Source organism: Spirosoma areae (assembly GCF_054781775.1).
Map to the genome: position 1 here is coordinate 184,823 of NZ_BAAGTT010000024.1, position 12,428 is coordinate 197,250.

Sequence of the window (12,428 nt, forward strand, 5' to 3'; positions counted from 1 at the left end):
AAAATCATGGCAAAGACTGGGCCAATTTTATTGTTGCAACGTTAGCCGGGTAAATGAAGTATCTACCAGTGTAGTAACCTATAAAATTAAATGGATTTTAGGTGCTTTTACGACTATCTGTTAATAAAATTTTAACTAAGCACCTTCGTTTATACTAACGTAATGCACCCGTTGATGTTATGTGAGCAGAGAATTTGCGGGGGTGACTTTATTCAGCGTTTCTCCATGTTAACGTTTCGCAGTAGTATACGAATAATTGGCCTTTGGACGGTGCTGTTCCTGTTGGCAGGCGTGAGCATGTCCTGGGCGCAGTCAATTAAAATCAGAGGTAAAGCCTGCATCCCCGATCAGGAGTGCCGGGCTGACTCGCTGACATTTACGGATAGTGTACAGACCGGCGTAACGACACGAGTCTGGGATTTTGGCGATGGCACAACCATTACGAAGCAAAATGACTCGACAGCCCGCCATGTATATCAGAATCCGGGTACTTATAGAATCACGCTGACTCGAACTGTTAATGGTATTACGCGGATCGACCAACGGCCAATTGATATCAGAGTTCCCCCGCAGCCCTTTGCAAACTGGCGGACCGATACGACCATTTGCAAAGGCGAAACCATCACGCTTGATCCCTATCAGGGAAGTCCCCAGTCTGGCTATAAATTTATCTGGTATCCAAAGGGCGACACCACCCAGAGTATACAGGTCGATAGTTCGGGTTGTTATTCGGTTGAAGCCATCAGTCCCAATGGTTGTTCCTATCAGGACCGAATCAATGTGGATGTGTGCGGAGAGAAAAAAGAATCGCAGGGCGTGAAGTGGTATTTTGGTGGCAATGCCGGGCTTGATTTTAGCGGAGGAGGCACACCCAAACCCATCACGGATGGCAAACTGAACACCATTGAAGGATCGTCGTCGATAGCAAATACAAAGGGTATTCTACTGTTTTATACCGACGGAATCACGATCTACGATAAAGATGGGAAGCCTCTCAAATCGCTCGATCCACGCGACTCAGCCGCTACCGCGACCCCAATTCCGCTGGGCGGTAACAGCCATTCAACGCAATCGGCCCTGATTGTGCCGAAACCTACCTGCCGGGGCTGCGAATATCTCTACTACGTTTACACGACCTCTGAAATCCGGGGACGGAAAACCCTGACGTATAGTGTCGTCGATATGCGCCAGAATGGGGGTAAAGGAGCTATTGTTGAGAAAAATATTCCGGTATCGACGCAGGGAACTGAGCAATCCGTATCGGTTGCCAACGAACGGGATTCGACCTACTGGGTTATTTCGCGGGTGTATGGCACCAACCGCTTTGAAATCAGGCACCTCACGCGGGCCGAAACGCCAACGCTGACAACCTACGAAGGAGGCCAGAAAATTGACTCGCTGGCACAGGCCGAAGGGTACATTAAGATCGGCCCTGCCGATACAACGGGCGGTAATGAAGGCAATCGACCAATGGCCGTTGTGATTCCCGGCCCGCCCAAAAACTCGGTTGATCTATATACGTTTAATGACTCAACGGGGCAAATGACCTTTAATCGAACGCTCGATTTGGGGCCTGCTCCGCCCAAAGCCTATGGGGTGGAGTTTTCGCCCGATGGCAAGAGTTTATACGTAACCATGCTGGCCGATACCAATGCCGATGGCAGTCAGAAAGGGGCGTCCTACATTCTGAAATACGACCTGAATCAAAAAGATTCGCTGCTAACAAGGTCAAAAACGGTTGTCGACAGCAGTACAACCCGGCAATACGGCTCCATACAGATCGGGCCGGATGGACGGCTATACGTAGCCATTGAAGGCAGCAAGTCGCTGGGCACTATCGAAAATCCGAATGGTGGACTGCTCGACAGTTTGATTTACAATCCGTCGGGCCAAACGCTGGGCGGGCAAACCAGTCAGTTAGGCTTACCCAATTTAGTTGCTAATTTCAACGATAATTCAAGCGGGCCGGGGCTAACCTACGCCGATACGTGCGTTAACGCGCCAACAGTGTTCCAGATTGGCCCAAACTGTCCTAAATTAAAAGAGGCATATACACTGGACTATGGCGATGGAAGCCGCCCCTATTCAACAACGTCCGCCCAACCCGTTACCCACGCTTATACGAAGCCCGGTCAATACTCAGTTAGCCTGCGTATAGTTACCAGAACCAGTGCGGGAGGAATCTGCAAAGACACGCTGATAAAAGATACGCTCACCATTCTGGAAACGCCCCCCGACATAAAATTGGGAGCCGATACGGCCATTTGTAACAAGAAAGGCATTACCCTTGATTTGAAAGTGCAGGCAAAAGTCTATGTCTGGCTCGTTAACGGGGCCGTTGCAGGCAGGCAAAAGACGATAAATCTTGTCAGGCCGGGTTATTATTTTGTGGTTGGCCTGGCAGCCAATGGCGAGTGTTTCAAAAGCGACACCATCGAAGTGCAGATTAAACCAACACCATCACTCGACCTGGGGCCCGACACACTTTTCTGTTATCGCTCGTCGGTTACGCTAACAGTGCCGCAGCGAACCTGGACCCAGTTTCAGTGGAGCAACGGAGAAACTACCCGCGATGTGTCGATAGCGAAAGCAGGAACGTATACCGTTACCGCGCAGGCAACGGTCAACGGAACCACCTGCGAAAACTCCGACACCATCAAGGTGGCCGAACTGCCTCAGTTGCGCCTGGCGGCAGCGCTGACCGGGCCTACAACCTGTACCTCAGCCGACGGGTCAATTGTGCTGACGCCTACGCCCATGGGCATCTACCGGTACGACTGGACCCGCACCGATGGGGGAGTGTTGCCCAACGCCGGGAACCAGCAAACCAACCTGGCCGAAGGAGGCTACACAATCAGCGTGACGGATACTGTGTATTCGTGCAACGCCGATACGGCCTTCACCCTGAAATCGCCTGCTAACCAACTGAAACTTGCGCCAAACGTTAGGGACGCGTTATGCAGCATTCCCAACAGTGGAACCATCAACGTAACCGTTTCGGGTGGTATGCCCGCGAGTTACATCTGGTTAGATGTGAACAACAACCCATTAGCCACAACGCCCGCGTTTGGGCAGGCTTCGCCAGGGCTGTATGGCGTTCAGGTGACCGATAATCTGGGTTGTAAGGCATTAATAGACAGCATTAACGTTGGTTTAGATAGTACGGGGTTTGCCCGCCTGGCACCGGATACGCTCAAGTGCGTCGGCCTTGCGGTTGTGCTGGCTCCCCGAACCGGCGATCAACCCGGCAACGTGTATCAGTGGAGTACCGGCGCGTCATCGCCTACGATTTCGGTCGATCAGCCGGGATCATACAGTCTCATTGTTAGAAATACCGTAACGGGCTGCGTGGGGCGGAGTAGCACGCGCGTTGGCGACCGACCACCCCCTCAGTTTTCACTAACGCAGCAGGCGTCACTTTGCGAGGGCGATTTGGGGAAAGCCCAACTGTCGGCGAATGGCGCGGCCGGGCTACGGTATTTGTGGATAAACCGGAATGATACCACAAAGTCCATAACGGTCGACCGGGCGGGCAACTACCAGGTGCGCGTAACGGATCCGCAGGGCTGCACGGCCACTGGTTTGGCGCGGGTGCTTAATTTATGTGAACCGCGGGTCAACGTACCCGACGCCTTCACGCCCAACAGTGACGGCATGAACGATGTGCTCCAAATTTTCACGGCCTATATTACCGACTACGAATTCAGAGTGTATAACCGGTGGGGTGAGGTGATTTTTTTGAGCAATAACCCGGAGCAGAAATGGGACGGCACCTATAAGGGATCTACCTATCCGTCTATGTTGTATCCCTATGTTGTGGTCTTCAAAAGCGAGTCATTTCCCGAGCGCGGACAGTCCGTAAAACACGGCTCTGTCTTGCTGATTCGATAGCGATTTTGTGCGGTTTTTTTCGTAAATTTGACCTAAACGACCCGGTCAAAATAGCCTCCTGTTGACTTGAAATCTGACCGGGTTTGCACGAATCAAAACCATGCGAAACGACTTTTTGAAAGGTTCAAACGACGGTATGACGGCTACCGACAAAGAAATTGAACGGGCGTTGCGGCCGCTCTCATTCGATGATTTCACGGGGCAGGCTAAAATACTCGAAAACCTCGAAGTGTTTGTCCGGGCAACCATGCAGCGGGGTGAGGCACTCGACCATGTGCTGCTTCACGGACCGCCGGGCTTAGGCAAAACAACGCTCTCGCACATCATCTCGAACGAGCTGAATGCCAGCATCAAAATGACCTCCGGGCCGGTGTTGGATAAGCCCAGCGATTTGGCTGGTTTGCTAACAAACCTACAGCCAAACGATGTGCTCTTTATCGACGAAATTCACCGGCTCAACCCCATTGTGGAAGAGTACCTGTATTCGGCCATGGAGGATTACAAGATTGACATCATGCTCGACTCCGGCCCCAACGCCCGGACTGTGCAGATAAAACTCAATCCATTCACGCTGATTGGCGCCACGACCCGTGCCGGTATGCTGACATCACCCCTGCGGGCACGTTTTGGTATTAGCTGTCGATTAGAGTATTATGATGCTAAACTACTAACCACCATTGTACAGCGCTCTGCTGCCATTCTGGGAACCGCAATTGATGAAACGGGTGCGTATGAAATAGCACGCCGGAGCCGGGGAACACCCCGCATTGCCAACAATCTCCTGCGCCGAACCCGCGATTTCGCTCAGGTGAAAGGCAACGGCTACATCAATGTGGAAATTGCAGAAATTGCCCTGAGTGCGCTGGAAGTGGATCAGAATGGCTTAGATGATATGGATATCCGCATTCTATCCACAATTATCGAAAAGTTCAAGGGGGGACCCGTGGGCCTGACAACCATTGCGACCGCCTGTGGCGAAGAAGCCGAAACGATTGAGGAAGTTTACGAACCATTCCTGATTCAGGAAGGGTTTTTAATGCGAACCGCTCGTGGCCGGGAAGCTACCCACAGAGCCTATATGCACCTCGGAATTGTTCCCCCAAACCGAAATGGTGAATTGTTTGGGTAGGCATTTAAAACCAAACCGCCGAGCCGCCGGAAGAATGCCTTCCGGCGGCTCGGCGGTTTGGTGCTGCCCGCATTAATTCAGAATCTTACTTTTATAGATACAGTCGATAATCTCCGACACCGCCGTATCGACCAGAAAATAATAGATGTTTTTACCACTCCGGCGAATGTCCAGAATGCCTTTGTCGCGCATATTAATTAAGTGGTGTGAAATAAGCGACTGCTCGGCATTGAGGTTTTTATAAATCGCTGACACGTTCAGTTCTTTATTTTCATTCAGCATCTGAATGATTTTGATTCGCAGAGGGTGCGCTACCGCTTTAAGCACATAGGCAGCCTTATCGATGCGTTTTTCGTCGTCTAAAACTATATCGGTAGCCATAATAGGAATGGTAAATAAGGAGTTAAGAGTGAGAACCAGACTGTAAATTGGTATAAATTAATGACTAACAGGCTGAATGTGAGTGCGAATTTATTTAATGGTTGTTTTCCCAATCCTATTATACCATGAAAAGACGTTTATGTATTAAAGCGGTTACTTGTACGTAAGTATTGACTGTTTTGATATACTTATTTGGTTGTCCTAACCCTTGATTATGCAATCTGTTGGCAACCACGACAACCAATCAGAAAGATACCTGCCAGCACAAAGAACGTCCCTGTAATCTGCCCGACACTTATGGTCTCCCGCAAAACAGTTGTTGATAAAACAATCGTAAAAATGGGGCCGTACTTGAGTTGATGGATGCATTGCCAGACTCCACCGTTTTATGCCTTCGGCAATCAAAAACGTCGGGATTACCGTCACAAAAATACCCATGCCAGGCCCTAAGCCAACTTGAACATTTTATTTTTGCCGGAAGAACAATGTGAGCGGCACCCCCGTAAAATCGAAGTGTTCGCGCAGTCGGTTCTCCAGAAACCGCGTGTAGGATTCCTGGACGTATTGCGGCAGGTTGCAGAAAAACACAAACGTTGGCGAAGGAGTTGGCACCTGGAGCATGTACTTAATTTTAATATGCTTCCCTTTCAGAGCGGGTGGTGGGTATTTTTCGATTTCGGGTTGCATAGCCTCGTTTAATTTGGAGGTCGTCACCCGCTTGGTCTTGTTTTCATACACCTCCATTGCCTTCTCCATCACCTGAAAAATGCGTTGCTTTTCGTGAACCGATGCGAAAATTATGGGCAGGTAATCAATGGGCATCATCCGCTGAATCATTTCTTTCCGCAACACATCGGCGGTATGTTGATCTTTTTCAACGGCGTCCCACTTATTAACCATGATCACAACGCCCTTTCTGGCTTTGATAGCCTGGCCGATAATAGTCAGGTCCTGGGCTTCGAGGCCCCGCGTGGCATCGAGCAGAATAATGCACACATCCGAATCTTCCATGGCTTTAATCGATCGCAGGGTAGAATAAAACTCAATGTTGTCCTGAATGCGGGCTTTGCGCCGGAGACCGGCCGTATCGGTCAGAATAAAATCTTTACCGTAAGCTCTATAGCGGGTATCGATCGCATCGCGGGTGGTGCCGGCAATGTCGGTAACAATGCTGCGCTCCTGCCCGGTCAGTACATTCAGGAACGATGATTTTCCAACGTTTGGCCGACCCAAGATCGCAATGCGCGGAATCCCCGCATCGGGATTCTCGACACCTGCGTTCGGGAAGTGTTTAATCACTTCATCGAGCAGATCGCCCGTGCCCGTGCCGGTTTGCGATGAAATTGGGTATGGGTCGCCAAGCCCAAGCCCGTAAAATTCGGTAGCCGCGTGGGCCCGTTCCCCCGTTTCGGCCTTATTGGCCACCACATATACTGGCTTTTTCGTCCGGCGCAGCACGTTGGCAAAATCTTCATCCAGGCCCGTAATGCCCGTTTGCGTATCGACCACAAAGAGAAGCACCGTCGATTCCTGAATGGCAATTTCGACCTGTTCGCGAATGGATTCCTCAAACACATCTTCGGAGCCAACCACATAACCGCCGGTATCAATGACTGTGAAGTAGCTGTTGTTCCACTCCGCCGTGCCATAGTGCCGGTCACGCGTAACCCCACTTTGGTTATCCATAATCGCCTGCCGCTGTTCGGTCAGGCGGTTAAATAGCGTTGACTTGCCTACATTCGGGCGTCCAACGATTGCAACAATGTTTGCCATAATTTAGTGGCAATGATGACTGATGACTGATGAATGTTCGCGTCAGCCCACCCATCAGTCATCAGTCATCATTGCATTTTATTCATCATATCCCAACCGCTTGAGCATGCGCTCTTTCTGCCGCCAGTCGGGTTCTACTTTGACGAATTGTTCTAAGTATACTTTTTTACCAAAGAACCGTTCGAGTTCTTCGCGGGCCATAATGCCCGTTTTTTTAATCATTTTTCCCCCTTCACCCAGCAGAATAGCCCGCTGCGTAGCTCGTTCGACCAGAATTTCGGCCTGAATAACAATGATGTCTTCTTTTTCTTTGAAACCCGTTACAACCACCTCCGTGCTATAGGGTACCTCACGTTTGTAGTTCAGGAAAATCTTCTCCCGAATAATCTCCGACGCGAAAAACCGCTCGGGTTTATCGGTCAGTTCATCTTTCGGGAAATAGGGCGGATGCTGGGGCAGCCGGCTAATGATTCCTTCAAATACCCGGTCGATGTTGAAGTTGTTAAGGGCCGAAAGCGGAATGATTTCCTGCGCGTTAATGAAGTGCTCCTGCCAGTAAGTGATTTTCTCGTTAACCTGCTCCTGGGTGGCCTGGTCAATTTTGTTAATGAGCAGCAGAACCGGCACGTCCGATTTTTTCAGCCGGTCAATCACGTCGTTTTCGTCGTGCTGCTCGAAGATGTCCGTCACGAACAGAACCACGTCGGCATCTTCAATTGAGCCACGCACAAAACTCATCATTGACTCATGAAGTTTGTACATTGGCTTGATGATGCCGGGCGTGTCGGAGTAAACAAGCTGGAATTCCTGGCCGTTATGAGTCCCGTTCAGGATACCCATGATACGGTGGCGGGTGGTCTGGGCTTTTGCGGTGATGATCGACAGCCGCTGCCCTACGAGTTGATTCATCAGGGTGGACTTGCCGACATTGGGCTTTCCAACAATACTGACGAAACCGGCTTTATGGTCAGCCGGGAAATCCTGGATAATTTCCGTATTCATTTTTGAGGTGATCCCGCTGGCTGATTACCAGTGGCTTTCATGAAACAACTCCCTCCTGAACGAAAACGTTTCGAGAGACAGTAAAACTTTTTTTAACAAAGGTACTTGTTTTTTCAGAGAATCGCCGTACTTTTGCAGTCCAAACATCGCGGGATGGAGCAGTTGGTAGCTCGTTGGGCTCATAACCCAAAGGTCGCTGGTTCGAGTCCAGCTCCCGCTACTAAGTAAAGGCCACTGAATTTCAGTGGCCTTTTTGTTTTGGTAAGATTCACTCTATTTTTCCTGAAGAATAACAAAGCTAAAAGGAGATATTGCCGAACAGGCCGTTATTCTACAAGCTTTACGCTTAGGCTGGGGCGTTTGTAAGCCAGGTGGGGACGGCTGCCTTATGATTCGGAGATTCACATCGTTGAAGCCGACAAGTGGCAGCGCAAGCCAAAATCACTTCTTTCCGGGAGGCATGGCAATTTGTTGCAGGCAATGGTACCGGAACGCGTTTTGCCGCTCAGTAAGTACCCCATCCTTCAGTTTACAACATAATCCCTCAAAACTCGGTTTATTGAATCTGATTCATGACTTATCGCGTTAATCTGTAAGTGACCAGACTTCGACAAACGTTTATTGGCCTGTGTTTCGCCCTTGGAGGGCTGGTGTCGGCAATACCAATCGCTGAGGCACAGACGGCAAAAACCGTGCGTGACCAGCAGCGACGTCGGAGTGCTTTTTTGTTCCGGCTTGGTCGGCAGCGGGATAGCCTGCGGGCGAAGCGCGAAAAACCCGAACAACCCTGCATTTATTTTCCGCAGGCACCCGCTCCTAACGAGTGGCGCAGGTCCATCGGTTTGGTATTCACCTCAACGCCCCCGGAAATCACTGAAGAAGTCAGGATTTCAATTCCTGCCATTGACCTCAACCTTCAGCGCGGGTTAACGAAGCGTTTGTATGTTGTAGGCCGATTACAGACCCAACTTATTCAGAGCAACTTAACGGTAGGCGTGCGATGGGCAAAACCCCTCAATGAGAAATTCTTTATCTCGGTGGGTGATGATATGAGTGGGTGGTTTGGTGCGCTGAAAGTGAAAGATGTGTTTAATAGCCAGGCGTATGGATTCACCAATACGCCGAACATATCGGTTGGATACAGGCTTACGCGAACGCTTCAGTTGATGGCAAAAACCGAAGCTATTTTCGATTTTTATGACCGGTCGCAGGTGGGCACTCTGGCGGTTATTTACAACCAGAATCAGCTCAATGGTATGGCCTTTACTTTTGTGTTAGAACAGCCATTCTACAACAAACAGCACGTATCCCTGGGTTTGCGGGCAGCCTATTCGCAACGCAACTGGCAGTTCTGGTCGCTCTACGAAACGTTTGATCAGCCCTTGTTTTATCCACAACTTATCTTTGGTTTTATCTTATGAAACGGCCCTGCTATTGGCTGCTTACGCTGGCGTGTCTGCTGGGGTCAGGATGCCGGAGAGAATACGAAGCCCCTGTCCCCTATGAGTTCCTCAACGCTCCGGGGTCAGGGCGATTTTCGGCCCTCATCCGGAAGTCAATGGAGGGTGTATATGCTGTTTCAGAAGGTAAGGCAGAGTTTGGCGACCTGATGGTACTGAAATGGACTTATCTCAGGCAGGGTACTGACACGACGCACTACCTGTCGATGTTTTCTGCTCAGGATGCTACTTTTTTTTCGTTGGAAAGCCAGCCCAAGACCGACAGTCTGGCCTTAACGGGCTATTGGCGTAAATTAGCCAGTACCGAAACCGGCCTGGCTCAATTCACTATCCGAACCCAAAACAGAGGCCGCCTGAAACCTTATACAGGTCGATTAACCGATGGCGACACGCTGGTGCTGGATGGGCTGTTCGATGACAATAAAGACCAGCCGAGCCGTGTCTTACGGTTGACTTATCGTCGGCCACTGAATCCAGAACCCTTTGCTGTTCTGGCCCACCGTGGCGGGGGCCGCACATCCGATTTACTGCCTGCGTCAGAAAATTCAGTCGAAATTATTAAACTCGCATCCCGGTTAGGAGCAACTGGTGTTGAGATCGATGTTCGCTATACGAAAGATGGAGTTCCCATTCTCTACCATGACAATACGCTGAATTTGCGATTGATTAAGAAGAACGGTTTGTCGGGCCCGATTGAAAATTATACCTATAAGCAACTAACCGCAATGGTAGAGCTTATCAATGGTGAAAAAGTGCCAACGTTAGAGCAGGCCCTGGACGTTGTGGTTGCCAATACGTCGTTAACGTTCGTCTGGCTCGATACGAAATACATTGGTCCGATGGACGAGATACAGGCTATCCAGCGTAAATACCGACAAAAAGCTGCCCAGGCTGGCCGTAAACTCGACATTGTTATTGGGTTACCCACTGAGGACGCCCTGGCTTCTTATAACGCATTGACCGATAAGCGCGATACGCCAATTCTTTGTGAGCTGGACACGGCCATCACGCGCAGCATAAACGCCCGGATATGGGCGCCACGCTGGACACTTGGCCCATTAACAGACGAAGTAAAAGCCATGCGGGAAATGGGTAATACCGTATACGTCTGGACGCTCGATGAACCTCAGTTTATCCGGGAATTTATCAACGAGGGCCAGTTCGATGGTATTTTATCAAACTACTCGACATTAGTGGCCTACTATCATTATACGAAGCAATGACCTCAATGAAAACCTGGATCAACTCGCTAATCTGGCTGGGCATTCTGAGCATTAGCTGGCTGGAAAGCTGGGCACAGCCTGTACTTTTTCCTGATTCTTTATTGGAGCGTCGTACACCCTATGCCATAGTTGTAACGGCTGGCGGGGGGCTGTCGTATTATTCAACAAACCTCGGCGTGCCGCCCACACTTGAGGGAGCACGAATTAGTCGGTTTGGTTTTCCGGCCTCGCTGCGTGTCATGTGGCATCCTGATCATCGGTTGCGGGTAGGGCTGGAAACGGGCTGGACAACGATATACAGTTATCGGGGTTTTGTTGGGGGCGAACGTTCTCAGGTGTATGTATCGGGCGTGCCAATTTTGTTGGTATTTTCGATGCCGCTGGCCTGGCTAAGCGGTACGGACCGCAGTTTGTTCCGGCGGTTGGCGTTAACGGGCGGAACTGGCGCTTATGTTATCCAGTCGCGGTTAAATTATGACGGCATAGTCAAGGCTACTACCGTTAGCATCGGCTGGATGGCCGCCGGATCATACACCTATCCAATTGGCCGACGGTTTAGAGTGGCGGCTGAACTCAAATGGTTTGACGCCGTTGCCGCTGAGAACGCGGTTTTTGCTGCACAGCTTCAGGTAGTCTGGCGGGCATTTTCGTGGTGAATAAGTTTGTTCACCTATCCATAAACAAGTATGGAACAAGAGAGAGACAAGTCGGATATTTTGTTTTTAAGCGATACCCAGGCCCCGATGCTGGTTGAGCGATTGGTGCTGAAAGCCCATCAGAACACAAAAGCAACGACGACCATTTTTAACGAAATTATCCGGCGAAAACCGCCCGTACTCTATTGGTTAGGCGACATTGTGTCGTTGGGCTATCGCAATAACAAGTGGCGGGTAATCGACCAGTTTCTGCTGAAATGTACCGACGTGAGGACAGCCGTATATGCCATTATGGGTAATCACGACGTGATGGGACGCCCACGAAAAGGAGCCAAAAATTTTCAGCAGCGTTTTCCTGAACATAGCCCTACGGGTTATGTTCACATAACCGATGCCATTGCCGTCGTGATGCTGAACTCCAATTTTAGTATTCTGTCGGTTGCTGATTTGGTTAAACAGCAAACCTGGTACGAGCAAATCTTAACCGACTTGGATGCTGACCCGGCCGTGAAAGTCGTTATCGTAACCTGCCACCACGCACCTTACTCGAACAGCAAATTAGTCGGTTCCTCTAAATTAGTTCAGCAACGCTTTGTGCCGGCGTATGTACGTTCGCATAAAGCACGATTGTTCATTACCGGCCATTCGCACGCCTTTGAGCGGTATGAATTTGAAGGTAAAACGTTTTTGGTTATTGGCGGGGGCGGGGGGTTGCGTCAGCCACTAAACACCTCGCCGAGCCGCCTGCCCGATTTGGCAACCAACTACAAACCCATGTTCCACTACCTCGCTGTTCGGCGCGAAGGCGAAGGGTTGGCGTTGACATCCTATTGCCTGAAAAATGATTTTTCAGGCTTCGAGGTGGGCTATCAGTTTGCCATTCCGGCAAGCGCCGAGGTATCTGTGTCCTAAA

Annotated in this window: 10 protein-coding genes and 1 tRNA gene; 7 read left to right on the plus strand and 4 right to left on the minus strand. The window is 50.2% G+C overall.

Annotated elements, in window-relative coordinates:
* Window positions 1–225 precede the first annotated feature (225 nt).
* Both ACYVI1_RS10980 and ruvB read left to right on the plus strand, forming a co-directional pair.
* On the plus strand, window positions 226–3,891 hold the full coding sequence (locus tag ACYVI1_RS10980) for a PKD domain-containing protein (RefSeq protein WP_460909881.1): 3,666 nt from the start codon (window positions 226–228) through the stop codon (window positions 3,889–3,891).
* A 100-nt stretch (window positions 3,892–3,991) separates the two neighbouring features.
* Entirely contained in the window at window positions 3,992–5,020 is a 1,029-nt protein-coding gene (gene ruvB / locus ACYVI1_RS10985; RefSeq protein ID WP_460909884.1) for a Holliday junction branch migration DNA helicase RuvB, read from the plus strand.
* 72 nt (window positions 5,021–5,092) lie between these two features.
* Here ruvB and ACYVI1_RS10990 read toward each other — a convergent pair whose 3' ends face one another.
* From ACYVI1_RS10990 to era, 4 genes are all read right to left on the minus strand, one after another.
* Window positions 5,093–5,401, minus strand: a complete 309-nt coding sequence (locus ACYVI1_RS10990; RefSeq protein WP_460909887.1) for an ArsR/SmtB family transcription factor — start codon at window positions 5,399–5,401, stop codon at window positions 5,093–5,095.
* A gap of 212 nt (window positions 5,402–5,613) precedes the next feature.
* Complete coding sequence (locus ACYVI1_RS10995; protein WP_460909891.1) at window positions 5,614–5,712, minus strand: hypothetical protein; 99 nt, start codon at window positions 5,710–5,712, stop codon at window positions 5,614–5,616.
* 154 nt (window positions 5,713–5,866) lie between these two features.
* Window positions 5,867–7,174, minus strand: a complete 1,308-nt coding sequence (gene der, locus ACYVI1_RS11000) for a ribosome biogenesis GTPase Der (protein ID WP_460909894.1) — start codon at window positions 7,172–7,174, stop codon at window positions 5,867–5,869.
* A gap of 78 nt (window positions 7,175–7,252) precedes the next feature.
* Window positions 7,253–8,176 (minus strand): GTPase Era, encoded by a 924-nt coding sequence (gene era / locus ACYVI1_RS11005; protein ID WP_460909897.1) that lies wholly within the window; start codon window positions 8,174–8,176, stop codon window positions 7,253–7,255.
* A gap of 147 nt (window positions 8,177–8,323) precedes the next feature.
* On the opposite strand from era, the gene ACYVI1_RS11010 reads away from it, so the two are divergent.
* The 5 genes from ACYVI1_RS11010 to ACYVI1_RS11030 all read left to right on the plus strand — a co-directional run bounded on the left by ACYVI1_RS11010 (window position 8,324) and on the right by ACYVI1_RS11030 (window position 12,427).
* Window positions 8,324–8,396: transfer RNA gene (locus ACYVI1_RS11010), tRNA-Met, on the plus strand.
* Between the two features lie 376 nt (window positions 8,397–8,772).
* Window positions 8,773–9,597, plus strand: a complete 825-nt coding sequence (locus ACYVI1_RS11015) for a hypothetical protein (protein WP_460909900.1) — start codon at window positions 8,773–8,775, stop codon at window positions 9,595–9,597.
* Window positions 9,594–10,859, plus strand: coding sequence for a glycerophosphodiester phosphodiesterase (locus ACYVI1_RS11020; RefSeq protein ID WP_460909903.1), 1,266 nt, complete (start codon window positions 9,594–9,596; stop codon window positions 10,857–10,859). Before ACYVI1_RS11015 ends, ACYVI1_RS11020 begins: the two co-directional genes overlap by 4 nt.
* Window positions 10,860–10,864: 5 nt before the next feature.
* Complete coding sequence (locus tag ACYVI1_RS11025; RefSeq protein WP_460909906.1) at window positions 10,865–11,515, plus strand: hypothetical protein; 651 nt, start codon at window positions 10,865–10,867, stop codon at window positions 11,513–11,515.
* A gap of 30 nt (window positions 11,516–11,545) precedes the next feature.
* On the plus strand, window positions 11,546–12,427 hold the full coding sequence (locus ACYVI1_RS11030; RefSeq protein ID WP_460909909.1) for a metallophosphoesterase family protein: 882 nt from the start codon (window positions 11,546–11,548) through the stop codon (window positions 12,425–12,427).
* The last annotated feature ends 1 nt before the right edge of the window (window position 12,428 follow it).

What these genes read in the sequence shown, in the direction of transcription:
- ACYVI1_RS10980 (WP_460909881.1), top strand. Translation starts at nt 226, where the DNA reads ATGTTAACGTTTCGCAGTAGTATACGAATAATTGGCCTTTGGACGGTG.
- ruvB (WP_460909884.1), top strand. Translation starts at nt 3,992, where the DNA reads ATGCGAAACGACTTTTTGAAAGGTTCAAACGACGGTATGACGGCTACC.
- ACYVI1_RS10990 (WP_460909887.1), bottom strand. Translation starts at nt 5,401, where the DNA reads ATGGCTACCGATATAGTTTTAGACGACGAAAAACGCATCGATAAGGCT.
- der (WP_460909894.1), bottom strand. Translation starts at nt 7,174, where the DNA reads ATGGCAAACATTGTTGCAATCGTTGGACGCCCGAATGTAGGCAAGTCA.
- era (WP_460909897.1), bottom strand. Translation starts at nt 8,176, where the DNA reads ATGAATACGGAAATTATCCAGGATTTCCCGGCTGACCATAAAGCCGGT.
- ACYVI1_RS11020 (WP_460909903.1), top strand. Translation starts at nt 9,594, where the DNA reads ATGAAACGGCCCTGCTATTGGCTGCTTACGCTGGCGTGTCTGCTGGGG.
- ACYVI1_RS11025 (WP_460909906.1), top strand. Translation starts at nt 10,865, where the DNA reads ATGAAAACCTGGATCAACTCGCTAATCTGGCTGGGCATTCTGAGCATT.
- ACYVI1_RS11030 (WP_460909909.1), top strand. Translation starts at nt 11,546, where the DNA reads ATGGAACAAGAGAGAGACAAGTCGGATATTTTGTTTTTAAGCGATACC.